This is a genomic window from Dyella sp. 01L423, from assembly GCF_056399945.1.
In genome coordinates this window covers 480,590-505,270 of record NZ_JBFTSI010000002.1, presented here as the reverse complement: position 1 = coordinate 505,270, position 24,681 = coordinate 480,590, and the positions used below count along the sequence as shown (strand labels likewise).

The window sequence follows — 24,681 nt, the reverse complement described above, 5'->3', positions numbered from 1 at the left end:
GCGCTGCGGTCGCGCACAGGGTGCGCTCCCACAAGGACTGAGGTACACCGATGCGCCGCGATCGCGCACAGGGTGCGCCCCTACAAGAGCGCCGCGGTCGCGCGTCAGCGACGCTTCTTCATCTCGCGCACCATGCGCTGGCGCTTGCGCTGCTGCGCTTCCGTGAGCACGTTCTTCTTGCCTGCAAACGGGTTCTCGCCATCACGGAAAAAGATGCGTACCGGCGTGCCATCCAGCTTGAAGCGCTTGCGGAAGAAGTTTTCCAGATAGCGGCGGTAGGCCGGCGCGATGTGCTTGGTGCGGCTGCCGTGGATGACGATGCTGGGCGGATTGGTGCCGCCCGGGTGCGCAAAGCGCAACTTGGGGGCATGGCCACGCACCAGTGGCGGCTGGTAGCTCTCGTAGGCGAGCTCGAGCGCCTTGGTCAGCTCGGACGAACCCAGTTCCTTGGTGGCGGCACGATGCGCATTCACGACCGCCTTCATCAGCTCGCGCAGGCCGGAACCATGCAGCGCGGAGATGAACACCGTCTTGGCCCAGTCGACGAACTGCAGGCGACGCTCCAGCGCACGCTGGCACTGTTCGCGCTGGTAGCCATCCATGCCATCCCACTTGTTGACGGCGATGACCAGCGCCCTGCCCTCATCGAGGGCGTGACCGATCAGCGTGAGATCCTGGTCGGCCAGGTTCTCGCGCGCATCGACCATCAGCACCACCACTTGCGCGGCGGCCATCGACTGCAGCGTCTTGATGACGCTGAATTTCTCCACCGCTTCTTCGACGCGCGCCTTGCGACGCACGCCGGCGGTATCGATCAGGGTGTACTTGCGGCCGTCGCGTTCCAGCGACACGCGGATGGGATCGCGGGTGGTGCCGGCCACGTCGGAAACGATCAGGCGATCCTCGCCCAACAGGCGATTGATCAGCGTGGACTTGCCCGCATTCGGACGGCCGACGATGGCGACGCGAATGCTGTCCGCCTCGACCGGATCGATCTCTTCGTGCTGGTCTTCGGGCAGCAGCGTGATCGCCGAAGCGACCAGATCCTCGGTGCCGCGATTGTGCGATGCCGCCAGCGGCAGCGTGTTGGCGATGCCGAATACGGCAAATTCCGCCATCGCATTCTGCAGATCGAGGCCGTCGGTCTTGTTGACCCCGGCGATGATCGGCTTGCCGCTGCGACGCAGCTCGTCAAGGATGGTGCGGTCCTGCGGCAGCAGACCGTCGCGGGCGTCCACCACGAAGACCAGCACGCTGGCCTCTTCGATGGCCAGACGCACCTGCTGCGCAGTCAGGCCTTCGATGCCTTCCTCTTCGCCTGACAGGCCGCCGGTATCCACCACCACGAACGGGCGTGTGCCGGTGCGGCACACGCCGTAGTGTCGATCTCGCGTAACGCCCGGCATATCAGCCACCAGGGCGTCACGACTGCGCGTCATTGCATTGAATAGGGTCGATTTACCGACATTGGGACGACCGACCAGGGCAACGACGGGCAGCATGATTCAAACAACCTTTATTACGATCAGTGGCCGCCGAGACGGTAAGCGCCGATGCGGCCCTTCACGTCTTCGACGTACACAATGTCGCCAACCACCAGGGGTTGGGCGCGAATGGCTTTCTTGGACAGGCGCTCGCGTGCGGCCAGCGCGCCGTCACCGGTCTGCAGGAAGTGCACGTAGCCCTCAAGGTCGCCGACCACGACGTAGTCACCAAGCACGGCAGGCGCAGTGAGCCAGCGGTACTTCAGTGCATCGTTCTTCCACATGTCGGCGCCGCCGCTCTTGTCGAACGCCCACACCTGCGACTCGTCGCTCACGCCATAGAGACCGTTACCGGTGACGTCCAGCGAGGTGAAGGTCGAGAACGGGCGGCCCCACAGCGGACGACCGCTGGGGCCGTCGATCGCGGCGATATTGCCGTGATAGGCGGCGCTGTACAGGGTGGTGCCTTCCAGCAGGATCGAACCGTCGGCATCGGCCAGGCGATCGATTTCGGTGCGGCCTTCGCCGCTGGCGAGGGTCTGTTCCCACAGCTTTTCGCCGTTGTCCAGACGCAGCGCGACCAGCTTGCCGGCATCGTTGCCGTAGAACACCACGCCGTTGGCGACCAGCATCGGGCCATTGCCGCGCAGGCTGAGCAGCGGCACGGAATCCTGGTCGTAGACCCAGCGGCGTTCACCGGTGGCGCTGTCGAAACCGTACAGACGGCCATCCTGCGTGCGTGCAACCACCAGGTTGCCGGAGATCACCGGCGGGGAGATCACTTCGGAGTTGACCACCGATTCCCAGCGCGGGCTGCCGTCCTTCGCATTGATGCCATAAACATGGCCATCGAGCGTGCCGACCACGAGCAGGTCGCCCGAGACCATCGGGCCACCGGCGTACAGCGCATCGGCGCGCTTCTTGTCGCCCCAGCCAAACCAGCCCTGGGTGCGCGAGCTCTTGGACCACAGCGTCTTGCCGCTGGTGGCGTCAATCGCGGCGATCTTGCCGTCGGTGCTGCAGGCGTAGAGCACGCCGTCGGCAAACGCCGGACGCAGACGCACGCCGCTGTCACCCGCACCGTCGCCCACACTGGTGGTCCACAGCTTGGTCACCTGGGTGGTGGGCTTGAAATCCTTGGCCAGCGGAGTCGGCGGCTGGACGTTTTCTTTCTTGAACGAATGGCAACCGGCAAGCACCACCAGAGAGGTCAGCGCCACCAGCCAAACGCGCTTCATCGCACCGCGCTTCTTCACTTCAGGTTTCATGCACCCTGCTTCCCGGCCACGGCCAGATCATCGATTTTCATCTGCACGCTCTGAGGCGCGTTCTCACCCAGCGCCGCCTTGGCGGCTACGTATGCCTTGCGGGCATCGTCTGGGCGCCCAAGCTTGACCAGCGCATCGCCGCGTAGTTCCTGTGATACACCTTCATACGTCTTGGCCGGCATGCGATCGAGCGCGGCAATCGCGTCGGCAGCCTTGCCCTGCGCCAGCTGCACGCGCGCGATGCGCATCTGCGACAGCGCCTTGAGGTTCGCATCGGTGGCGTGGCTCTCGGCCCAACCCAGCGACTCGATTGCCTTGTCCAACTGCTTGGCCAGGACCTGACGCTCCGCCCGATCGCTGACGGCGAACACGGCGTAGGTGGAATCGGTGTAATCCTTGAGCAATTGCTCGGTCAGCGCATCGGCGTTGTCGGACTTGCCGGCAGCCACAGCGACCTGGATCTGCTGATACAGGTTCGCGGCGTCAGCCTGATGCTCTGCCTTGTGCTTGTTCCACTGCTGCCAGCCGAAGATGCCGACCAGGCCGATCGCGATGCCGACGACGATGGACAAGCCGTTCTGGCGCAACCACTGCTGTACGCGTTCGCTCTGTTCGTAATCGTCGTACGCTTCAAATGCCATGCAATCACCCTTGGGGAACCGCACGCCAGAGGCACCTGGCGGCGCCCGTCATGCGGAAAAGAAATCAGCCCGAATGTCCGCTCGTTGCCGAACGGACAATGGGCAAGCATAACCGATTGCGCCAGGCCGCACAGGCCTGGCGTGATGACTCAGGCGCCGGCCGGGGTGGCCTTGCCGTCGCGCAATTCGATGCGGAAATGCGCGACATTGGAACGGCGATAGCTATCCAGCGGCATGGGCTGGCCATCCAGCATCACCTGGGCGCCGCCGGCGTTGCCGATGCGCACTTCCAGCGGCTGATCGCTGTGGTAGGTCTTGGAGCTGCCGGCCGGCAGCAAACCATATTCCAGACGCGCGCCGTCCTTGCTGGTGACTTCAACCCAGCTTGCGTTCTGCAGGCTCAGCACGAGGCTGTGGGCGCCGCCGCCCACCGAGCCGGCATCCGTGGTCGGCACCGGTGTCGCCGCCGGCGTTGCCGCGTGGGTATCGCCAAGGAACGGCGTCATGGAAGCCATCAACGGCTGGTCCGGCGCTGGCGTGGCGGCCGGCGCTGGCGTGGTAGCCGGCGCGGACGCAGCTTCCTGCGCATTGGGTGCCGCGCTCGCCACGGTCGACGCAGCGCTGCTCGAATTGCTGGCCGGCGCATCGATCTGGGCGACCGGCGCGGCATCGAGCGGCGCCAGATGGCTGACGTCGCGATCCAGTGTGCCGCGCACGCCCAGCCAGATGGTCGGCACCACGATCGCCGCGGTCAGCACCACATAGGTCGCGGCGCGTGCGTAGTTCTCAAGCAGATAGCGCGAGTGCGAGATGCCGCCCGTCGCCACCAGGGTGGGCTCCGGCGGCTTGATGCGATCGAGCTCGAGCCTGACCTCGGCTTCGTCGACACCGAGATAGCGCGAGTACTTGATGAGGTAGCCACCCAGGTACACATGGTCGATGCCACTGTACTCGTTGCTCTCGACCTGCCTGAGCACACGGGTCGGCAAGCGCAGCGCGTGTGCGCAAGTCTCGACGTCCAGCCCGCGTGCTTCGCGCGCAGCGCGCAAACGCCCGCCCAAGGTGCCCTTGGTCGCTTCCAGCGAATTGTGTTCGGTTTCCATGGTGACGTTGGGCGCTTGGGTGAAAGGGAATTCTCGGTTGCCGCTGTTGGCCGAATTTGACTGCTGAGTGGTCATTGGCGTGCAGTTGCGTCGAGGGCGCGGGCCTGCTCCGAATCCGGGAACTGGCTTTGCAGTCGCCTGCTGTAGGTGAGAGCAGCATCCGTGTTGCCCAACCGTGCTTCGATATCGTGTCCGAGCTTGAGCGACCCCGCCGTCGGCTGACCCAGCGCATCGAATCGCTGGATGAAGGCACGTGCGCGGAACGCATCGTTCTGAAGATAAAGCACATTGGCGAGCTGATACAACGCCCCGCCATTCTGCGCATCGATTTCGATGGCCTTGCGGAAGTCCGCCTCGGCCGCCGCCATGTTCTGCGCCTTGGCCTGGCAGATGCCGGCATTGGTCCAGGCCAGCGATGGCGTCTGGTAGAACGGATCGGCCACGGCCTTCTGGAAATACGCCTGCGACTCGGCCGCCTTGCCCTCGCGGTTGCACAGGAACCAGCCGAGGTTGTTGTTGGGATCGCCCTTCTCCGGCGCCAGCGTGACAGCCTTGCGGTAATGCAGCTCCGCATTAGGCAGGTCATTGATGCGCTCGTAGATCACCGCAGCCACGGTTTGCGCAGGCACGTAGGTCGGGTCGAACTGCATGGCCTTGTTGATCTTGACCATGGCGTCTTCCAGGTCACCGTTGGCCATGTACTGCTGGGCCAGTTCGGTGTGGATGCGCGCGCCTTCCTGCTTCTGCTCGGCCTTGGACTGGCGAGTGATCTTGCTCCCCTCGTTCGAGTTGGAACCGGATTTCGACACCGGCACGCACGCAGCCAAAAGCATGGCCACGCTCGCACTCAGCAACAATCGATCAAGCCGCATGACTCGCCCCTTCGTCCAGACGCTTGCGAAATTCGGCCTGGCGACGGGTGCGGTCCAATACCTGCCCTTTGAGCTGGCCACATGCCGCATCGATGTCGTCGCCGCGGGTACGGCGCAACATGGTCAGCACGTTGGCATTGAGCAACTGGGTCTGGAAGGCGCGGATGGTTTCGGCGTCGGAGCGCTCGAAACGCGTGCCAGGAAATGGATTGAACGGAATCAGGTTGACCTTGCACTGCGGCATGCGACGCATCAGCTTGATCAGCTGGCGGGCATGCTCGGGCTGGTCGTTGACACCCTTCATCAGGGTGTACTCGAAGGTGATCGAGGTGCGCGGCTTGCGATCCAGCCAGCGCTGGCACGAAGCCATCAGCTCGGCGATCGGGTAGCGCTTGTTGAGCGGCACGAGTTCCGTGCGCAACTCATCGTTGGCTGCATGCAGCGACACCGCCAGCGACACGTCGATGGTCTCGGACAACTTGTCGATCATCGGCACCAGGCCGGCGGTGGACAGCGTGACGCGCTTGGAGGCCAGGCCGAAGCCCAGGTCATCGCGCATCAGGCTCATCGCCTTGGTGACGTTGTCGAAGTTCAGCAACGGTTCGCCCATGCCCATCATCACCACGTTGGTGATGCGACGGTTCTGGTGCGTGATGTTGCCGAGGTATTTGGCCGCCACCCACATCTGGCCGATGACTTCGGCCGTGGACAGGTTGCGGTTGAAGCCTTGCGTGGCGGTGGAGCAGAACTGGCAGTTCAGACCACAGCCCACCTGCGAAGACACGCACAGCGTGCCGCGGGTCGGTTCGGGGATGTACACCGCCTCGATGGCATTGCCGCCATCCATGCCGAGCAGCCACTTGTGCGTGCCGTCGGTGGCGCCCTTGTCGAACAAGGTCTTCGGCGGACCGACGTAGCAGGACGCTTCGAGCTTGGCCCGAAGCGTCTTGCCGACATCCGTCATGTTTTCAAAGTTGTCTTCCAGGCGGTGGTAAATCCACTTCATCACCTGCTCGGCGCGATACGGCTTCTCGCCCAGCTGCGCAAAAAAATCACGCAGGCCCTGTCGATCGAAATCGAGCAGGTTGACCTTATCGGTGGTGGTGGAATTTGCCTGATCAGTCATCTTGAAATATTGCGGCTCAACGCCGCCCTCTTAATCCTTACGCTATCCAATGGAACGCGGTTTTCGTGAAGAGTGCGGCCATGGATGGCCGCTTCGTGATCTTCGCGCTCATGGATGAGCGCACTTACCTCGAGAACGTTTCGGTCGTTGCGAAGAAATATGCGATCTCGACAGCAGCCGTGTCGGCAGCGTCGGAACCATGCACAGCGTTCGCATCGATGGAGTCGGCGAAGTCGGCGCGGATCGTGCCCGGCGCGGCGTCCTTCGGATTGGTGGCGCCCATCAGGTCGCGATGCTTGAGGATCGCGTTGTCACCTTCGAGTGCCTGGATCATCACCGGTCCGGAGATCATGAACTCGACCAGCGCGTTGAAGAACGGACGCTCTTTGTGCACGGCGTAGAAACCCTCGGCTTCCTTGCGCGACAGATGCTTCATCTTGGCGGCAACGATCTTCAGGCCGGCCTTTTCGAAGCGAGCATAGATTTCACCGATCACGTTCTTGGCAACGGCGTCGGGCTTGATAATGGAAAGGGTGCGCTCCAGCGCCATGAGGGTCTGCTCCGGAAAAACTGGTATTTGAGTGGGCGGGCCGATCGATATCGGCGAACTTACGCCAAATCCCGACTAGATATGGGGATTTAGCTCACGAAAGTTTGACAGATTCTACCTGATACGCAAGCCGGGCGCAGGGATCCCAGGGCCCCTTGAAACGACCGTTTGACGGGCGCAAATCGACCCGCGTATCCTCAAACGATCGTTTGATTCCTGCCCGGGGTTGCGGACCATGTCAGTCTCCAGTGCTTCCATGCCGACCAAGGAGCGCATTCTCGGCGCCGCGGAGGAATTGTTCGCCCGGCACGGCTTCGAAGGGGCCTCGCTGCGCCAACTGACCGCCGCCGCCGGGGTCAACCTCGCCGCGGTGAACTACCACTTCGGCTCCAAGGACCGCCTGATCGAAGAGGTGTTCCGCCGCCGCCTGGACCAACTCAACGGCCGCCGCATGGCCGCCCTGCAGAAGATCGCCGGCGAGCCGGACACGTCCATCGAGGACGTGCTGGCTGCCTTCATCGTGCCTGCACTGGAGCTCTCCCACGATGGCAACGGCTCGCTGTTCATGCGCGTGCTGGCTCGCGCGTTCGCCGAGCACGACGACACCCTTCGCAAGTTCCTGTCGGACAACTACGGCCACGTGATGCGCCAGTTCACTGCGGAATTCGCCCGCCTGTTGCCGCAGCTGAGCAAAGAAGAGCTGTACTGGCGCGTCGACCTGGTGACCGGCGCGCTGACCCACGCCATGTCGGGCTTCGGCATGATCCAGCGCAAAAGCGACGTGCCCGAAGAGCGCCATCGCGCCCAGACCGCCGAGCACCTGATCCGCTTTGCCGCCTCCGGTCTCAAAGCCCCCTGATTCGTTCCAACCCTTCCCCTCGGCCGCTCGCGGCCGTTCGTCTCACTACCAGCGTTTCGCATTACGGAGAAGCCAATGACCGCTCCATCCACCCCTAAAGCGCTACGAATCCGCAAGGCCGCGGTACTTGGCGCCGGCGTCATGGGCGCGCAGATCGCCGCGCACCTGAGCAATGCCGGCGTCGAAACCGTGCTGTTCGACCTGCCCGCCAAGGAAGGTCCCAAGAGCGGCATCGCGCTGAAGGCCATCGCCAATCTGCAGAAGCTCTCGCCTGCCCCGCTGGCCGACAAGAACGTCGCCGCCACCCTGATCCCGGCCAACTATGACGAGCACCTCGATCATCTGAAGGACGTGGACCTGGTGATCGAAGCGATCGCCGAACGGATGGACTGGAAGCTGGATCTCTACAAAAAGATCGCTACCCATCTGTCGCCAACCGCCGTGATCGCCTCCAACACCTCGGGCCTGTCGATCAACCAGCTGGCCGAAGCGCTGCCGGAAGACATGCGTCACCGCTTCAGCGGCGTGCACTTCTTCAATCCGCCGCGCTATATGCACCTGGTCGAGCTGATCCCGACCAGGCTCACCGACAAGAACGTGCTGGAAGGTCTCGAAGCGTTCCTCACCACCGCGCTCGGCAAGGGCGTGGTGTATGCGAAGGACACGCCGAACTTCATCGGCAACCGCATCGGCGTGTTCTCGATGCTGGCCACCATGCATCACACGCAGCAGTTCGGCCTGGGCTTCGACACTGTTGACGCATTGACCGGCCCGGCCGTGGGCCGTCCCAAGAGTGCGACCTACCGCACCGCCGACGTGGTCGGCCTGGACACCATGGCGCACGTGATCAAGACCATGGCCGATACGCTGGCCGACGATCCGTGGCACGAGTACTTCAAGGCGCCGGTATGGCTGTCCGCGCTGATCGAGAAGGGCGCGCTGGGCCAGAAGACCGGCGCCGGTTTCTATCGCAAGGCCGGCAAGGACATCGTCGTGCTCGACGTGGCCAAGCAGGACTATCGCCCGTCCGAGCAGAAGGCCTCCGATGAAGTGAGCGCCATTCTGGCGATCAAGGATCCGGCCGAGAAATTCGGCAAGCTGCGCGCTTCGAACGATCCGCAGGCGCAGTTCCTCTGGGCGACGTTCCGTGACCTGTTCCACTACAGCGCCTATCACCTGGCCGATATCGCCGACACCGCGCGTGACGTCGACTTCGCCATCCGCTGGGGCTACGGCTGGAAGCTCGGTCCGTTCGAGACCTGGCAGGCTGCCGGCTGGCAGCAGGTAGCGGGCTGGATCGCCGAAGACATCGCCGCCGGCAAGGCCATGAGCAAGGCGCCGCTGCCGGCATGGGTGACCGACGGTCGCAGCGGCGTGCACGGCAAGGAAGGCTCGTGGTCGGCTTCGGCCAGCACTTATAAGCCGCGTTCGCAGCACCCGGTGTACCAGCGCCAGCTGTTCCCCGATCCGATCCTCGGCGAGAAGTTCGACCAGGGCACCACGGTGTGGGAGAACGACGGCGTGCGCCTGTGGACGCTGGGCGACGATGGCGTGGGCATCATCTCGTTCAAGACCAAGATGAACACGGTCAACGACCACGTGCTCAATGGCGTGCAGCAGGCGATCGACGTCGCCGAGCAGCAGCTCAAGGCCGTGGTGATCTGGCAGGCCGGCGAGCCGTTCTCGGCTGGCGCGGATCTGAAGGGCGCGCTGGGTCTGCTGCAGGCCGGCAAGTTCGACGACTTCGAAAAGATGGTCGCCAACTTCCAGGCCACCAGCATGCGCATCAAGCATTCGCTGGTGCCGGTGGTGTCGGCGGTGCGCGGTCTCGCCCTGGGCGGCGGCTGCGAATTCCAGATGCATTCGGCCCGCACCGTGGCGGCGCTGGAGAGCTATATCGGTCTCGTGGAAGCGGGCGTGGGCCTGCTGCCGGCCGGTGGCGGCTTGCATGAGCTGGCCATCCGCGCCGCCAAGGCCAACCCGGAAGATCCGTTCGAAGCGCTGAAGAAAGTGTTCGAGACGATCGCCATGGCGAAGGTCTCGGGCAGCGCGATGGAAGCCAAGCAGCTGGGCTTGCTGCGCGACAGCGACGTGGTCGTGTTCAATGCCTACGAGCTGCTCTATGTCGCCAAGAAGGTTGCGCTGTCGCTGGCCGAAAGCGGCTGGCGTCCGCCGATGATGGCTCGCAACATCCCGGTCGCCGGCGATGTGGGTACCGCCACATTCCAGGCGTCGCTCGCCAATCTCGCGGAAGGCTATTTCGCCTCGCCGCACGACATTGCGATTGCCACGCGCATCGCGGACACGCTGTGCGGCGGCAAGATCGAACGCGGTTCGCAGGTGGACGAGGAATGGCTGCTGCAGCTGGAGCGCAAGCACTTCGTGGAGCTGGCCAAGACCGAGAAGACCCAGGCCCGCATCGCGCACACCATGACCACCGGCAAGCCGTTGAGGAACTAATGCGCTCGTCGTCCCAGCGAAAGCTGGGACCCAGCGACTTTGCTTCACCGCCAACGACACTGGATCCCTGCTTGGCAGGGATGACGATCAAAAACCTAAGTGCATCGCCGCTATCCAGCGCGATGTAACGGAGCAAAACCATGACCAAGCAAGTGCAAGACGCCTACATCGTCGCCGCCACCCGCACGCCGGTCGGCAAAGCGCCGCGCGGCGTATTCCGTAATACCCGTCCGGACGACATGCTCGCCCATGTGATTCGCGCCGTGATGGCGCAGGCGCCGGGCATCGATCCGCACCGCATCGAAGACGTGATCGTCGGCTGCGCCATGCCCGAAGCCGAGCAAGGCATGAACGTGGCACGTATCGGCGCCCTGCTCGCCGGCCTGCCGTACACCGTGCCGGGCGTCACCATCAACCGTTTCTGCTCCTCGGGCGTGCAGGCCATCGCCATGGCCGCCGATCGCATCCAGCTCGGCGTCGCCGACCTGATGATCGCGGCCGGTACCGAGAGCATGAGCATGGTGCCGATGATGGGCAACAAGATCGCCATGAACCCGGCCATCTTCGCCAACAAGGAAGATGTCGCCATCGCCTACGGCATGGGCATCACCGCCGAGAAGGTAGCCGAGCAGTGGAAGGTCACGCGCGAGCAGCAGGATGCATTCGCGGTGGAAAGCCATCGCCGCGCGCTCGCTGCCATCGCCGCAGGCGAATTCAAGGATGAAATCACTCCGTTCCAGCTCGACGACCATTACCCCGATCTGGCCACGCGCGGCATCAAGACCGACAGCCGCCTGATCGACACCGACGAAGGCCCGCGCGCCGGCACCACGCTGGAAGTGCTGTCCAAGCTCAAGACGGTGTTCCGCAACGACAAGTTCGGCGGCTCGGTGACGGCCGGCAACTCCTCGCAGATGTCCGATGGCGCGGGTGCGTTGCTGATTGCCAGCGAGAAGGCGGTGAAGGAATTCAACCTCACGCCGATCGCGCGCTACGTCGGTTTCTCCGTGGCAGGCGTGAAACCGGAAGTGATGGGCATTGGCCCGAAGGAAGCGATTCCCAAGGCGCTCAAGCAGGTTGGCCTGACCCAGGATCAGCTGGACTGGATCGAGCTCAATGAAGCCTTCGCCGCGCAGGCACTGGCCGTGATCGGCGACCTCGGCCTCGACCCGGCCAAGGTCAACCCGCTCGGCGGCGCCATCGCACTCGGCCACCCGCTCGGCGCCACCGGTGCGATCCGTGCCGCTACGCTGATCCACGGCATGCGTCGCCGCAAGCAGAAGTACGGCATGGTGACCATGTGCATCGGCACCGGCATGGGCGCAGCGGGCGTGTTCGAAGCGCTTTGATCACTCGCGTCATGCGGTAAATGGAAAGGCGCCGTAGCGATACGGCGCCTTTTTTTGTGGCGTTACCGCACGCCCCCTCCCCTCACCGTCATTCCTGCGAAAGCAGGAATCCAGCGTCTTTGGGGGCGTGCGAGGCAAGAAGGCACTGGATTCCTGCTTTCGCAGGAATGACGGTCCCGGAGGCCGTCGCCATCATGAAAGTCTGCACTTTCCGACTCGGTGTTACCTGCGGTCGCCTCAACTCAGCGCCGCAATCTGCCTCGCCACATACAGCGTCAGGAAGATCGCCACCAGCACCAGCAACACGGCCATGCCGCGCGCTGTCCACGAGTCGCCATACATCGAGGGCTCCGCCGTCTCGATCGCCTTGCGATTTCGGTAAAAGCGCACCGTGGCACCCACGATCATCAACGCGCCCGCCAGCAGCAAGCCCAGGCCCAGCCATTGCGATGCCTGCGTATGCAGGCCCTCGGTCACCTTGGTGACGGCACGCGCAGTGAACAGCAGGAAGATATCGAAGCGTTCCAGCAGGAAGCCGAACGCCATGACCGAGATCGCGGTACGCACCCATGCCAGGTAAGTGCGCTCGTTGGCCGAATGGTCGGTGAAATGCGGGATCACGGCACATCCTTTGATGAGGAGCCCTGCCGACGACCATCATGCCATGACGCGTCTCATGGGGTCGCAGATCGTCCTGCCCCGAACCCGCGCTACAATCCGAGGTCACGTTTCCCGGACCCTCCACGCATGCGCAATCCCCTGCAGGAACAGTTGCTCAAGGCCGGTCTCGCCAAGAAGGGCAAGGTCGACCAGGTGGCACGCGAACAGGCCAAGCAGCGCCAGGGCAAGCCCGTCGCCTCCGAGGCCGCCGAGAAAATCGATACCCAGCGTCTGCAGGCGGAACGCGCCGAGCGTGATCGCGCCCTGGCCGCCGAGCGCAACGCGCAGGCCCATGCCCGCGAGATCGCGGCGCAGGTACGCCAGATCATCGAGACCAACAAGGTGAAGCGCGAGGGCGAAATCAGTTACCGCTTCAACGACGGCGAGAAGATCCACAGCGTGCTGGTGAACGAAACGCTGCGCGCACAGCTGGCCAAGGGCACGCTGGTAATTGCGCGTTCCGGCGACCACTACGAGCTGCTGCCGCGCGCCGCAGCCGACAAGCTGCGCGAACGCGACGCCAGCGTGATCGTGCTGGACCACGGCCAGACCGCGAACAGCACACCGGCCAGCGACGACGACGAGTTCTACAGCCAGTTCAAGGTGCCCGACGACCTGATCTGGTAAGTGCGCAAGAAACGGAGGGCGGCGCCTGTCGTGAGCGGCTACTTTCGGGGTCTCACCACTCGACTTGCCGACCATGCACGCACGACTTGCCGACTCGCCCAACCAGTCCATTGCCTCGCGCATCGAGGCCGTCGATTGGCCGCCCCTGCTGGCGGAGCTCGATGAACGCGGCAGCGCGGTGATTCACGGCTTGCTCGATACCGGGGCATGTCGGGACATCGCAACACATTACGCCGACGAGTCGCTGTATCGCAGTCGCGTGGTGATGGCTCGGCACAACTTTGGCCGAGGCGAATACAAATACTTTCGCTATCCCCTGCCCGAGCCCGTGCAGCAGTTGCGCGGCGCGCTGTATCCGCAGTTGGAGCCCTTGGCCAACCAGTGGAATGTCCGCATGGGCATAGCGGTGCAATATCCGCCCACACACGAGGCGTTCCTGGCCCGCTGCCATGACGCCGGCCAGACGCGCCCCACGCCGCTCCTGCTCAAGTACGGCGCCGGTGACTACAACTGCCTGCATCAGGATCTTTACGGCGAACACGTGTTTCCGCTGCAGGTGGCGGTCCTGCTGTCCGAGCCCGGTCGCGACTTCAGCGGCGGCGAATTCGTGCTCACCGAGCAGCGTCCACGGATGCAGTCGCGCGCCGAAGTGGTGCCGCTGCGCCAGGGAGATGCCGTGATCTTTGCCGTCAACCAGCGTCCGGTCGCCGGCGCGCGGGGTTCGTACCGGGTCGCCATGCGCCATGGCGTAAGCCGCGTGCGCAGCGGCCAGCGTCACACGCTGGGTGTCATATTCCACGACGCCACATAGGCGCACAGCACGGCAGGCCACGTATCCTTTAGGATGGTTGCTTTCGACCACCGAAAGGATCGTGTCGCCTATGCAGAACCACGAACCGACCGTTGCGAGCGGCCAACCCGAACATCACCTGCAGCGAAATCTGCGCAACCGCCACCTGCAGCTGATCGCCATCGGCGGCGCCATCGGCACCGGCCTGTTCATGGGCTCGGGCAAGACGATCAGCCTCGCGGGCCCGTCGGTGATTTTCGCCTACGCGATCATCGGCAGCGTGCTGTTCTTCATGATGCGCGCGATGGGCGAGCTGCTGCTGTCCAACCTGAACTACAAGTCGTTCGTCGACTTCAATTACGACTTGCTCGGCCCCTGGGCGGGTTTCTTCACCGGCTGGACCTACTGGTTCTGCTGGGTGGTCACGGGCATCGCGGACATAGCAGCCATCACCGGCTATATCCAATTCTGGGCGCCGCACGTGCCGCTGTGGCTGCCCGGATCGGCCTGCATACTCCTGCTGCTGGGCCTCAACCTGCTGACCGTCAAGCTGTTCGGCGAGATGGAATTCTGGTTTGCGCTGGTGAAGATCGTCGCCATCGTCGCGCTCATCGCCGTCGGCATCGTGTTGATCGCGATCGGCTTCACCTCGCCGACCGGTGCCAAGGCGGCCGTGTCCAATCTCTGGGCGAATGGCGGCTGGTTCCCGCACGGCGGTTCAGGATTCATGGCGGCGTTCCAGATCGCCGTGTTCGCCTTCGTCGGTATCGAGCTGGTGGGTACCGCATCAGCCGAAGCGCGCGATCCGGAGAAGACCCTGCCCAAGGCGATCAACTCCATTCCCATCCGCGTGATCATCTTCTACGTGCTCGCCCTGCTGGTGATCATGACGGTCACGCCGTGGAACGAAGTGGCGCCGGATCGCAGCCCGTTCGTGAACCTGTTCATGCTGATCGGCATTCCGATTGCTGCCAGCCTGATCAACTTCGTGGTGCTGACATCGGCGACTTCTTCGGCCAACAGCGGCATCTATTCGACGGGACGCATGCTCTATGGTCTTTCGGCGGGCAGGCTCGGCCCCAAGCCGTTCGCCAAGCTGAGCAACAACAATGTGCCGGCGAACGGCCTGGCGTACTCGTGTTTCCTGCTCTTCATCGGCGTGTTCCTGCTCTACCAGGAAGGCGACGTCATGAAGGTCTTCACCATCGTCACCACCATCTCCAGCATCTGCTTCATCTTCGTGTGGTCGCTGATCATGATCGCCTACATGCGCTACCGGAAATTGCATCCGGAGCGCCACGCGACGTCGATCTTCAAGATGCCCGGCGGCGTGGCCATGTGCTGGATCGTGCTCGCCTTCTTCGCCTTCGTGCTGTGGGTGTTCGCGCAGAAGCAGGACACCCTGCAAGGCCTGATCTACACGCCGATCTGGTTCATCTGCCTGGCCATCTGCTATCCGTTCTATCGCAGGCAAGCCATCGAGCATCGCAAGCAGACGCACTGAGTGAACACCGCCGTTGCATGGGCTCGCGAGGGCCCATGCAACGGTTGATTCTAGGGAAGATCCGGCTTCAGCAGGTCTCCGATTCGTGCAATACGCGCGCGCTGCCGCCTGATGTACCAGATGCAGAAGGCGATGATCGCGAGAATCAGCGGTCCATTTACCGCGAGCTGCAACACGAGTATCAGCTTGAGCTTTGGATCGGCCTGCCAACGAGCAGGCTCCAGCTCAGGCACGCTGACCAACACAGTCACCATGACCCACGCCACGGTGCCCCAGAGATTGACTCTGGCCAGGCGCATGCCGGCCGTGGCACGCTGAAGCGTGAGCTGAAGCAGGCTGTGTACGTCGTCGCCAGACGCTCGCCACGTGCCGCGACGCACATGCAGATACATCCATTGAAGGGCGAGCATGAACGCGAGGTTGGCGATACTCCAGACTTGCCAACGCCCCGTCGCGATGCTCATGAACCTCAGACACTGCACGCATGCAACTGCCGACATCAGCAGCTCCAACGCCACCATGACGCGCATGCGCCAGCGCTTGCGAGACGCGGCCCGGGCCAGTTGGGACACGTCCACGGCTGGCTGATCGCGCCATAGCTCACCCCATTCGGACCAGTCGTTGCCCTGCCCGCTCATGCGTCTTCTCCCAGTACGGATTTCAATGTGGCTTTTGCGCGGTTGAGACGCACGCCAACGTTGTTGGCGGTAATGCCAAGGGCATCGGCGATCTCTGGGTGGCTGAATCCCTCGAGGGCCAGAGTCACGGCCTGCCGCTGAGACAGCGGCAGGCGCCTCACTGCGTCCTGCAGGCGCGTGCGTCGCTCTTCGAGTTCTGCGTGGCCATCAGGGCCGTGCCGCGGCTCTATCCACTCCTCGCTCAATGCACCGCCCAGGGGTCGGCGCATCTGGCCGACCACATGCGTCGCGCCGCGGTTGTGCGCCACGCGTGCAACGAAGGCACGCAACGGCGCATCCCCTCGCCAATTCGGCAAGGCTCGCCATAAAGCGAGCGCCATGTCTTGCAGCAGATCGTCACGCAACGCCGGATCGCATTCGTAACTGGCGGCGATGCGCGACAACAATCCAGCGTGTTGGCGCAGGACATCGTCAAAGCCTGTGTCTTGCCCGTCACCGCGAGTCATCGGATCACGACTTGTCCACGGACCGGTCCAGGTCCGTCCATATCACGTACCAAGATGCCGTCATCCACGGCAGCAATGGCAGCAACAACAGGAGTCCAAACGGCACCAGCAGCATGCAGGCGGTGAGCAACAGCTGGATCCCGGCATACGCAGAAAACGCGCTAGGCGATCGAAGCACCGTTGTGATGCTTCTCTGCACGGCCTGCCAGACGGTGGCGTTGCGGAACATCACGAACATGGACGCCAGACCCAGCCCTATGGCAACGGGCACGCCCGGCAAGATGAGTAGGCAGGTAAATGTGCGATTCGCGAACTCGGGATGCGCCGATATATGGCCGAGCAACACGGCGTCCACCGCCGGCCAGCCGTAGATGGCTGCAACCTCCAGTTGCTGCAAACCAAAGACCAGGGGGCCGCACAGCAACGCAAGACCTAACGCGCGCCAACGATAGCTGTGCTGCCAGATACAAAACGGGCTGCTCCAACGCAGGTTGCCGGTCGAAGCTGCGTCCACCAGTCCCTGGAAAACGCCGAAACTCAGCAAGAGAGGAAAGACCTTGGACAAGGCCACTCCTGCGAGCGGGATAAGCTGAAGCAACGCTTCCAACACCATTGGCGCAAGACTGAGCAAAAACAAGCGCAGCGGATAGCGGCGCCAGAGTCGCAACCCTTCCAGACACCAATAGGCGGCCCTGTGTACTGGGACGCTGGGGGCGGGACATTCAAGCACGGCTGCCATGGGACGAACTCCTTTCGTGAGCAGGTTCGTCAAGAGAGTCCCTCGGCACGTCGAAAACCTTACATGGCTCGCGTGCCTCTCCGTGCGGCAATAAAAAAGCGACCACTAGGGTCGCTTTTTTTGTGGATTGCGATGCTTCAATCCACCGAATCTGGAGCGGGAAACGAGACTCGAACTCGCGACCCCGACCTTGGCAAGGTCGTGCTCTACCAACTGAGCTATTCCCGCATCGGAGTCGCGCATTGTAATGGCTAATCCGCGGCCGTCAAGCACCTGTCATGAATCTCGGGATTTCCCTTATTCAGTCGTCGTTGCGGGGCAGCGGATGACCTGAGCCGTCGCCCTTCAGGCTGGGCCACGCGGCGCGCAGGTAGTACAGGCCCGACCAGATGGTGAGGATGCCGGCGATCACCAGCAGCCCCTCGCCGATGTGATACAGGCGCAAGGCCTCGGCGTCCTTCTCGTGCTGAACGATCAGCACGATGAGCGCCACCATCTGCATGGCGGTCTTGAGCTTGCCGATGAAAGCCACCTTGATGGTGGCGCGCATGCCGATCTCGGCCATCCATTCGCGCAACGCGGAGACGCTGATCTCGCGCCCCACGATAATGGCTGCGGTGATCGCCATCAGGATGCCCGGCCAGCCGCCGCGATGCGTTTCCACCAGCAGGAACAGCGTCACCGCGACCATCAGCTTGTCGGCCACCGGATCGAGGAAGGCGCCAAAGGCCGAGGTGAGATTCATGCGCCGGGCGAGATAGCCGTCCAGCCAATCGGTAATGGCGGCCAGCGCGAACACGATGGCGGCCGTGATGTTGTGCCCCGGAAACTGCCAATAGAACACCACCACCATCACCGGCAACAGCAGGACGCGAAACAGGGTCAGCCAGGTGGGCAGGTTGATGTGCATAAATCCTTTCCGGTTTGCAGCAGTCAGCAGGGAAGCTTGTGGATCAGCACCATCATCAACCGTCCACGCCCTCGATCATGCGGGATTTCGATGTACGCCGGCATGACGGTCCGCACCCATTCGCGCAGATCAGCCATGGAGTGCAGCATAAATGCGTTCGGCCAGTCCACGATCAATTCCTTTCACGCGGGTGAGCTCCTCCACGCCGGCCGCTTCCACGCCGGCGAGACCGCCAAACGCCTTGAGCAGGGCCGAGCGGCGGCGCGCGCCAACACCCGCAACATCCTCAAGCACGCTGCGCTCGCGCGCTTTCTCGCGGCGCTTGCGATGGCCGGTGATGGCGAATCGGTGCGCCTCGTCGCGCACGGCCGCCACCAGGTGCAGCGCCGGCGATGATGGACCCGGATGCAGGTTGCGGCCCGAATCGGCCAACACCAGCGTCTCCTCGCCGGCTCGGCGACCAGGCCCCTTGGCCACGCCCACCACATGGATGCCGGTCACGCCAAGCTCGCGCAGCACATCCAGGGCCTGCGCCACCTGCCCGCTGCCGCCATCGATCAGCAGCACGTCGGGCCGCGCACCCTCGCCTTCGGCCAGCCGGCGGAAGCGGCGCACCAGCGCCTGATGCATGGCCGCATAGTCGTCGCCGCCGGTGATGCCGCTGATGTTGAAGCGGCGGTAATGCGATTTCTCCGGGCCTTCCGGACCAAATACCACGCAGGACGCCACGGTGAGCTCGCCCTGGGTATGGCTGATATCGAAACACTCGATGCGGCGCGGGGGCTCGTCCATCTCGAGCAACTTCTGCAGATCGTCGAAACGCGCGCCCAGGGTCTGCCGGCTGGCGAGCCTGGCCGTCAGCGATGCCTGGGCGTTGCGTTCGGCCATTTGCAGGAACCGCGCACGTTCGCCGCGCACGCTGGATTTGAGCTCCACCGCATAGCCCGATTGCTGCGCCAGCACCTCGCCGAGGATCTGCTGGGTTGGCAGCGTTTCGCCCAGGATCAGCTCGCGCGGGACCGGACGGTCCAGGTAGTACTGCGCGATGAACTGCTCCAGCACGTCGGACGGCTCGGCATCCAACGGCAGGCGCGGGAAGAAATCGCGCGTACCCAGGCTGATCCCATTGCGGAAGAACAGCACGCTGACGCAGGCCATGCCAGCCTCGATGCGGCAGGCCAGCACGTCCATGTCCGCACTCGCGCCCTGTACATGGTGCTCGGCCTGCAGCTTGCGCAAGGCCCCGACCTGGTCGCGGAACGACGCCGCGCGCTCGAATTCCAGCGCCTTGCTGGCCTGTTCCATCTGTCCGGCCAGTTCGTCGATGACGGCGCTGCTGCGGCCTTCGAGGAACATCTCCGCGTGGCGCACGTCGTTGCGATAGTCGTCCACCGTAACCAGCTGCACGCACGGCGCCGTGCAGCGGCCGATCTGGTGCTGCAGGCAGGGCCGCGAGCGGTTCTTGAAATAGCTGTCCTCGCACTGGCGCACCTTGAACAGCTTCTGCATCAGGTTGAGGCTTTCGCGCACGGCGAAGGTGCTCGGGTACGGCCCGAAGTAGCGGCCCGGCAGGTTGCGCGCACCGCGATGAAAGGCCAGCCGCGGATAGTCCTCGCCGCCCGACAGATAGATGTACGGATAGCTTTTGTCGTCGCGCAGCAGAATGTTGTAGCGCGGCTTGAGCGACTTGATCAGCTGCGATTCGAGCAGCAGCGCTTCGCCTTCGGTGCGCGTGATGGTGATCTCGGTGCGCGCAATTTGCGACACCATGGCCGCGATGCGAGGCTCCATCCGCGGCTTGAGGAAATAGCTGCCGACGCGCTTCTTGAGATTGCCGGCCTTGCCGACGTACAGCAGCTCGCCGTCCTCGTCGAAATAACGATAGACGCCGGGCGACGTGCTCAGATTTTTGACGAAAGCCTTGCCGTCGAAGGCTTGCGGCGGCGGTGTGGACTGCATCGTGTGATTCTATCCGTTCACTGCTGCCGCAGGCGGGCAATCAGGCCGTCCACGCCTTGCTCCGCCAGCGCCACGGCGCGGCGAAAGCCCTCCGTATCGCCGTAGTACGGGTCGGGAAATTCTTCCGGCACGGCCACACCGGCCCATGGCAGGAACAAGGCCGGCGCCACGCCATCACGCGGACGCAGCCCTTCGAGGGTCTCCAGGTTGTCCTGGTCCATCGCCAGCACCCAGTCGAACGCCTGGAAATCGGCCGCCCTTACCTGTCGCGCGCGATGCGGCGACAAGTCATAGCCGGCATCCGCCGCCGCACTCAGCATGCGCGGATCGGCGCCTTTGCCGATATGCCAATGGCCGGTGCCGCAGGAAGCCAGCGACAACGAAAGGCCAGCCTGTGCCGCGCGCTGGCGAGCCACGGCTTCCACCAGTGGCGAACGGCAGATATTGCCCAAGCACACAAACAAAATGGACGGGGCCGGCGTGCTTTTCATCAGATGGAAATGTCCTCGTCGCGTCGCCCTGATACAGGCATCGCATGAAAACTCGAAATGGCTGCGGAAAGTGCCGCAATCAAGCCCTTCGGTAGTGACTAAAGTCACGATTGTTGTGACACGCGAAGTCTGCCTATGCTTGCCCGATCCACAGGGAGGAAGAAAGTGAATCGCAAGCTCTTTACGATAGCGGTCGCCGCCATGCTTCTGGGCCAGGCAGCCATCGCGGGACCCGCCGGGCAAGACGCGCCGGCTCCATCCGCCGCCCCGGCCACGGCAGGCGCCAGCAACAACACCGCGGGCGATCATCCGGCGAGCATCGACGAGGATCGCCCCCAGCCGGCCCCGCGCTTTTCCGGCGCCATGAAGAACAACGCCGGCACGGGCACCGTGGTGGTGATGGTCCAGGTCGGCCCCGATGACAAGGCCAAGTCCTTCCACGTGATGATGTCCTCGGGCTCCAAGGCCCTCGACGACGAGGCTATCCGTACGGCGAAGGGCTGGTCGTACAAGTCGGCGGTCAAGAACGGCGTGCCTGCCGATGGCTATGTGCAGGTGCCGATCAGTTTCAACAAATAGTCTGAGTCGACGAAGGGCTGATCCGAGGAGCGCCCGTGGGCTGCCTGCCCCTACCCATCCTGTTCGTGCTCGGCTTTTTGATCGGCCGCGCCGTTGCCGGCACCAACGGCGCCCTGTGGGGCGCCGGCATCGGGCTGGTGGCGGGTCTGGTCCTGGGCGGCCTGTTCGTGATGTTGCTGCGTCGCCGACGCTGAGGCTCAGCGCTGGGCAAGCCAGCGCTCCGCACGCTCAAGGTCGGCCTCGGTATCGATGCCCGGCGGGAAAGGCTCAGGTGTCAACCGCGCGGCGATCGCGAAGCCGTGTTCGAGCACGCGCAGCTGCTCCAGCGATTCGGCTTGTTCCAGCTGGGTGCGCGCCAGTGTGGTGTAACGCTTGAGGAAGCCCGCGCGATACGCATAGATGCCGATATGGCGCAGGAACGGCACGTTCGTGGGCAATACATCGCGATCGACCGCAAACGCATCGCGCGCCCATGGCAGCGGCGCACGACTGAAGTACAGCGCACGTCCGCTGGCCGAACGCACCAGCTTGACGACGTTGGGATCGAACAGCTCATGCGCGTCCAGAATCGGCGTGGCAAGCGTGGCCATCGGCGCATCGTCTTCGGCCAGAGCGCGCGCCACTTCGCGGATACCCGCCGCCGGAGCGAACGGCTCATCGCCTTGCAGGTTCACCACGATGGCGTCATCGGGCCACGCGTAGTACTCGGCACACTCGGCCAGGCGATCGCTGCCTGAGGCGTGGTCGCTGCGCGTCATGCATACGTCCACGCCATGGCCGTGCAAGGCATCGGCGATGCGCTGATCGTCCACCGCCACCACCACCTGCGTGGCGCCCGCCTCAAGCGCACGCTGCGCCACGCGCACCACCATCGGCACTGCGGCAATCTCCCGTAACGGCTTGGCCGGCAGGCGAGTGGAGCCATAACGGGCGGGAATGGCGACGATGAAGGATGGCGTGGCAGTGGGCATGGCGATCTCTGGGTGAGGCCACAAGGGTAGCTTCACCCGCTCCCACGAGCGAGACCTTGTGGGAGCGCACCCTGTGCGCGACGGGCATGCCGGACGGTCTCGGTTCCCGCCAGTCGCGCACAGGGTGCGCTCCCACAGAAAGCCGAATTGCTGGAATCAGGCGGTTTCCAGCTTGAACCCGCAGCGGTTGGCCAGCTCGATGAACCCAGGGAACGAGGTCGCCACATTGGCGCAATCGTTGATGCGCACCGACCCGCTGGCGATCAGGCCGGCTACTGCGAAACTCATGGCGATACGGTGATCGCCATGGCTCTCGATGGCACCGCCGTGCAGCGAGCCGCCGTGGATGGTGGCGCCATCAGGAGTCTCGTCGACAACAGCACCAAGCGCACGCAACCCCGTGGCCATCGCCGCCAGGCGATCCGACTCCTTCACGCGCAGCTCCGCCGCACCGCGCACCACGGTGTTGCCCGTCGCCGCCATGGCGGCGACGAACAGCGCCGGAAACTCGTCGATCATGTCCGGCACCAGCACCTCGGGCAGTTCGATGCCGTGCAGCGGCGCATGACGCACTACGAGATCGCCGACCGGCTCACCGCCGCTCTCACGCTCGTTTTCGACGCGAATATCCGCCCCCATCAGGCGCAGCGCCTGCAGCAAGCCGGTGCGGCGTGGATTGAGGCCTACCGACTGCAAGCGCAGCTCGGCGCCCGGCACGATGCTGCCAGCGACGAGGAAGAACGCCGCGGATGAGAAGTCCGCCGGCACATCAACCTCCGTGGCGCGCAGCGTGTGCCCGCCGCTGAGTCGCGCGCGGCCCGGTGCGAAATCGATGGGCCAGCCAAAGGCCGCCAGCATGCGCTCGGTGTAGTCGCGCGTCGGATGGGGCTCGATGACTTCCGTTTCGCCTTGCGCATACAGGCCCGCGAGCAACAGCGCCGACTTCACCTGGGCACTCGCCACGGGCAGCGTATAAGCAATTCCCTTCAGCGCCTGGCCGCCGCGCACTTGCAGCGGCGGAAGACCGTCCTGGGTGTCGATCTTCGCGCCCATGCGGGCAAGCGGATCGGTTACGCGGCGCATCGGACGCTTGGACAGCGATTCGTCGCCGACCAGCGTGCTGTCGAAGGCCTGTCCTGCCAGTAATCCGGCCAGCAGGCGCATGCCGGTGCCGGCATTGCCGCAGTCCAGCAACTGCGTGGTTCCCTTCAGGCCGTGCAGGCCTACGCCATACACCAGGCGTTCGCCATCGGCCGGCGTTTCAATGCGCACGCCCAGTTGCTGCAGCACGGCGGCGGTGGCGCGCGTGTCTTCGCCTTCAAGGAAGCCACGGATATGGGATGTACCTTCCGCCAACGCACCGAGCATCAACGCACGGTGCGAAACGGATTTATCGCCAGGCACGCGCACGCTGCCCTTGAGCGCGCGCGCGGGGTGACTGGTCCAGTCGAGTCGGGTCACGAAGCATTCTCCAACGGCTGCACAGCGGCGGCCTTAGTTCTATCAGGGCAGCGCCACCGGGTACGAACCGAGCACGCGCACTTGCGCGGCGGCTTCGCCCATTTCCTTCATCGCGGCCTGCAACGGCGCGTCGTTGATGTGGCCGGAGACATCGATGAAGAACGCGTACTGCCACTTGCCCGAATGCGCCGGGCGCGATTCGATACGGTTGAGGCTGATGTCGTGCTCGGCGAACGGCTTGAGCACGTGATACAGCGCGCCGGGCTTGTCGTTCACGGTGATCAGCAGAGAGGTGCGATCATTGCCTGACGGCGGAAACAGCGAGCGGCCAATGACCAGGAAGCGCGTGGTGTTGTCCGCGCGATCCTCGATGCCTTGAGCGACCGTCTTCAAACCGTACACGCGGCCCGCCGTTTCGCCGGCAATGGCGGCCACGTCATCGGCGTGACGCGCCATGCGGGCTGCCTCGGCGTTGCTACTCACCGCCACGCACTCGACCCCAGGCAAGTTGATGCGCAGCCACGTCTTGCACTGCTGCAGCGACTGCGCATGCGCGTAGACGCGCTTGATGCCTTCCAGCTTGCCCTGCATCGAGTGCAGGCACTGATGCACGCGCAATTCCACTTCGCCGCAAATGGTGGCTTCGGAGGTGAGGAACATGTCCAGCGTGACCTGGATCATGCCCTGGCCGGAATTCTCCACCGGCACGACGCCGAAATCGGCGTGGCCTGCCGCCACTTCCTGGAACACTTCCTCGATGCTGCCCAACGGCAGGCCATAAGCGGCGTGGCCGAAATGCTTGCGCACGGCCTGTTCGCTGAAGGTGCCCTCGGGGCCGAGAAAGCCGACCTTGAGTGGATCTTCCTGGGCCAGGCAAGAGGACATGATTTCGCGGAACAGCCGCACCATCTCCACGTCGGTCAGCGGACCGTCGTTGCGGTCGACCACCATGCGCAGCACGTGGGCCTCGCGTTCCGGACGGTAATAGTCGATCGCCGAAAGCCCCTCGCCCTTGACGCGGGCCACTTCCTGCGCCCATCCGGCGCGCTCGGAGATCAGCTGCTGGATCTGCTGATCGATGCTGTCGATGCGCTCGCGCACATCGGAAAGCGAGGATTTCTTATCGGTCATGTC

25 protein-coding genes and 1 tRNA gene are annotated in these 24,681 nt (G+C 63.9%); 8 read left to right on the top strand and 18 right to left on the bottom strand.

Features of this window, described 5'->3' with window-relative positions:
- Positions 1–104 precede the first annotated feature (104 nt).
- From der to ndk, 7 genes are all read right to left on the bottom strand, one after another.
- Positions 105–1,502: a ribosome biogenesis GTPase Der gene (gene der, locus AC1DMY_RS08965; protein WP_441602322.1), complete on the bottom strand. Its 1,398-nt coding sequence runs from the start codon at positions 1,500–1,502 to the stop codon at positions 105–107.
- A 23-nt stretch (positions 1,503–1,525) separates the two neighbouring features.
- Positions 1,526–2,752: an outer membrane protein assembly factor BamB gene (gene bamB / locus AC1DMY_RS08960; protein WP_477164600.1), complete on the bottom strand. Its 1,227-nt coding sequence runs from the start codon at positions 2,750–2,752 to the stop codon at positions 1,526–1,528.
- Positions 2,749–3,393, bottom strand: a complete 645-nt coding sequence (locus AC1DMY_RS08955) for a YfgM family protein (RefSeq protein ID WP_477164599.1) — start codon at positions 3,391–3,393, stop codon at positions 2,749–2,751. The genes bamB and AC1DMY_RS08955 overlap by 4 nt, the downstream gene beginning before the upstream one ends.
- 149 nt (positions 3,394–3,542) lie before the next feature.
- Positions 3,543–4,571, bottom strand: coding sequence for a RodZ domain-containing protein (locus tag AC1DMY_RS08950; protein ID WP_477164598.1), 1,029 nt, complete (start codon positions 4,569–4,571; stop codon positions 3,543–3,545).
- Positions 4,568–5,368, bottom strand: a complete 801-nt coding sequence (gene pilW, locus AC1DMY_RS08945) for a type IV pilus biogenesis/stability protein PilW (protein ID WP_477164597.1) — start codon at positions 5,366–5,368, stop codon at positions 4,568–4,570. Before pilW ends, AC1DMY_RS08950 begins: the two co-directional genes overlap by 4 nt.
- Positions 5,358–6,494: a dual-specificity RNA methyltransferase RlmN gene (gene rlmN, locus AC1DMY_RS08940; protein WP_441602327.1), complete on the bottom strand. Its 1,137-nt coding sequence runs from the start codon at positions 6,492–6,494 to the stop codon at positions 5,358–5,360. The genes pilW and rlmN overlap by 11 nt, the downstream gene beginning before the upstream one ends.
- Before the next feature lie 124 nt (positions 6,495–6,618).
- Positions 6,619–7,044 carry a nucleoside-diphosphate kinase gene (gene ndk, locus AC1DMY_RS08935; RefSeq protein ID WP_477164596.1) on the bottom strand — a complete coding sequence of 142 codons (426 nt, stop codon included), beginning with the start codon at positions 7,042–7,044 and terminating at the stop codon, positions 6,619–6,621.
- Positions 7,045–7,279: 235 nt separating this feature from the next.
- Between ndk and AC1DMY_RS08930 the strand changes: the two genes are divergently transcribed.
- From AC1DMY_RS08930 to AC1DMY_RS08920, 3 genes are all read left to right on the top strand, one after another.
- Positions 7,280–7,903 (top strand): TetR/AcrR family transcriptional regulator, encoded by a 624-nt coding sequence (locus AC1DMY_RS08930; protein WP_477164595.1) that lies wholly within the window; start codon positions 7,280–7,282, stop codon positions 7,901–7,903.
- A 75-nt stretch (positions 7,904–7,978) separates the two neighbouring features.
- Positions 7,979–10,363 carry a 3-hydroxyacyl-CoA dehydrogenase/enoyl-CoA hydratase family protein gene (locus tag AC1DMY_RS08925; protein ID WP_477164594.1) on the top strand — a complete coding sequence of 795 codons (2,385 nt, stop codon included), beginning with the start codon at positions 7,979–7,981 and terminating at the stop codon, positions 10,361–10,363.
- Positions 10,364–10,503: 140 nt separating this feature from the next.
- Positions 10,504–11,712 carry an acetyl-CoA C-acyltransferase gene (locus tag AC1DMY_RS08920; RefSeq protein WP_477164593.1) on the top strand — a complete coding sequence of 403 codons (1,209 nt, stop codon included), beginning with the start codon at positions 10,504–10,506 and terminating at the stop codon, positions 11,710–11,712.
- A 237-nt stretch (positions 11,713–11,949) separates the two neighbouring features.
- On the opposite strand, the gene AC1DMY_RS08915 is transcribed toward AC1DMY_RS08920, so the two are convergent.
- Positions 11,950–12,333, bottom strand: a complete 384-nt coding sequence (locus tag AC1DMY_RS08915) for a YidH family protein (RefSeq protein ID WP_477164592.1) — start codon at positions 12,331–12,333, stop codon at positions 11,950–11,952.
- Between the two features lie 126 nt (positions 12,334–12,459).
- Here AC1DMY_RS08915 and AC1DMY_RS08910 point away from each other — a divergent pair, with 126 nt between their 5' ends.
- The 3 genes from AC1DMY_RS08910 (at position 12,460) to cycA (ending at position 15,293) form a co-directional block, all read left to right on the top strand.
- Positions 12,460–12,999 (top strand): DUF2058 domain-containing protein, encoded by a 540-nt coding sequence (locus tag AC1DMY_RS08910; RefSeq protein WP_477164591.1) that lies wholly within the window; start codon positions 12,460–12,462, stop codon positions 12,997–12,999.
- A 73-nt stretch (positions 13,000–13,072) separates the two neighbouring features.
- Positions 13,073–13,810, top strand: a complete 738-nt coding sequence (locus AC1DMY_RS08905) for a 2OG-Fe(II) oxygenase (protein WP_477164590.1) — start codon at positions 13,073–13,075, stop codon at positions 13,808–13,810.
- Positions 13,811–13,880: 70 nt separating this feature from the next.
- Positions 13,881–15,293 (top strand): D-serine/D-alanine/glycine transporter, encoded by a 1,413-nt coding sequence (gene cycA, locus AC1DMY_RS08900; protein ID WP_477164589.1) that lies wholly within the window; start codon positions 13,881–13,883, stop codon positions 15,291–15,293.
- Positions 15,294–15,343: 50 nt separating this feature from the next.
- Here cycA and AC1DMY_RS08895 read toward each other — a convergent pair whose 3' ends face one another.
- The 7 genes from AC1DMY_RS08895 to AC1DMY_RS08865 form a co-directional block, all read right to left on the bottom strand.
- The gene (locus AC1DMY_RS08895; protein ID WP_477164588.1) at positions 15,344–15,931 is read right to left on the bottom strand and encodes a hypothetical protein; all 588 of its coding nucleotides are present in this window, start codon (positions 15,929–15,931) and stop codon (positions 15,344–15,346) included.
- Complete coding sequence (locus AC1DMY_RS08890) at positions 15,928–16,437, bottom strand: RNA polymerase sigma factor (RefSeq protein ID WP_477164587.1); 510 nt, start codon at positions 16,435–16,437, stop codon at positions 15,928–15,930. Before AC1DMY_RS08890 ends, AC1DMY_RS08895 begins: the two co-directional genes overlap by 4 nt.
- Positions 16,438–16,441: 4 nt before the next feature.
- Positions 16,442–17,176: a hypothetical protein gene (locus tag AC1DMY_RS08885; protein ID WP_477164586.1), complete on the bottom strand. Its 735-nt coding sequence runs from the start codon at positions 17,174–17,176 to the stop codon at positions 16,442–16,444.
- A gap of 152 nt (positions 17,177–17,328) precedes the next feature.
- A tRNA-Gly gene (locus AC1DMY_RS08880) sits at positions 17,329–17,404 on the bottom strand.
- A gap of 73 nt (positions 17,405–17,477) precedes the next feature.
- Positions 17,478–18,086: a CDP-diacylglycerol--glycerol-3-phosphate 3-phosphatidyltransferase gene (gene pgsA, locus AC1DMY_RS08875; protein WP_477164585.1), complete on the bottom strand. Its 609-nt coding sequence runs from the start codon at positions 18,084–18,086 to the stop codon at positions 17,478–17,480.
- 129 nt (positions 18,087–18,215) lie between these two features.
- Positions 18,216–20,045: an excinuclease ABC subunit UvrC gene (gene uvrC / locus AC1DMY_RS08870; protein WP_477164584.1), complete on the bottom strand. Its 1,830-nt coding sequence runs from the start codon at positions 20,043–20,045 to the stop codon at positions 18,216–18,218.
- 17 nt (positions 20,046–20,062) lie between these two features.
- Complete coding sequence (locus tag AC1DMY_RS08865; protein ID WP_477164583.1) at positions 20,063–20,536, bottom strand: low molecular weight protein-tyrosine-phosphatase; 474 nt, start codon at positions 20,534–20,536, stop codon at positions 20,063–20,065.
- 165 nt (positions 20,537–20,701) lie between these two features.
- Between AC1DMY_RS08865 and AC1DMY_RS08860 the strand changes: the two genes are divergently transcribed.
- Positions 20,702–21,115, top strand: coding sequence for an energy transducer TonB (locus AC1DMY_RS08860; protein WP_477164582.1), 414 nt, complete (start codon positions 20,702–20,704; stop codon positions 21,113–21,115).
- A gap of 35 nt (positions 21,116–21,150) precedes the next feature.
- Entirely contained in the window at positions 21,151–21,309 is a 159-nt protein-coding gene (locus AC1DMY_RS08855; protein ID WP_477164581.1) for a hypothetical protein, read from the top strand.
- Positions 21,310–21,312: 3 nt separating this feature from the next.
- On the opposite strand, the gene kdsB is transcribed toward AC1DMY_RS08855, so the two are convergent.
- The 3 genes from kdsB to pheA form a co-directional block, all read right to left on the bottom strand.
- Positions 21,313–22,086 carry a 3-deoxy-manno-octulosonate cytidylyltransferase gene (kdsB, locus tag AC1DMY_RS08850; protein WP_477164580.1) on the bottom strand — a complete coding sequence of 258 codons (774 nt, stop codon included), beginning with the start codon at positions 22,084–22,086 and terminating at the stop codon, positions 21,313–21,315.
- 156 nt (positions 22,087–22,242) lie between these two features.
- Positions 22,243–23,547 carry a 3-phosphoshikimate 1-carboxyvinyltransferase gene (aroA, locus tag AC1DMY_RS08845; protein ID WP_477164579.1) on the bottom strand — a complete coding sequence of 435 codons (1,305 nt, stop codon included), beginning with the start codon at positions 23,545–23,547 and terminating at the stop codon, positions 22,243–22,245.
- A gap of 42 nt (positions 23,548–23,589) precedes the next feature.
- Positions 23,590–24,678 carry a prephenate dehydratase gene (gene pheA / locus AC1DMY_RS08840; protein ID WP_477164578.1) on the bottom strand — a complete coding sequence of 363 codons (1,089 nt, stop codon included), beginning with the start codon at positions 24,676–24,678 and terminating at the stop codon, positions 23,590–23,592.
- Positions 24,679–24,681 lie beyond the last annotated feature (3 nt).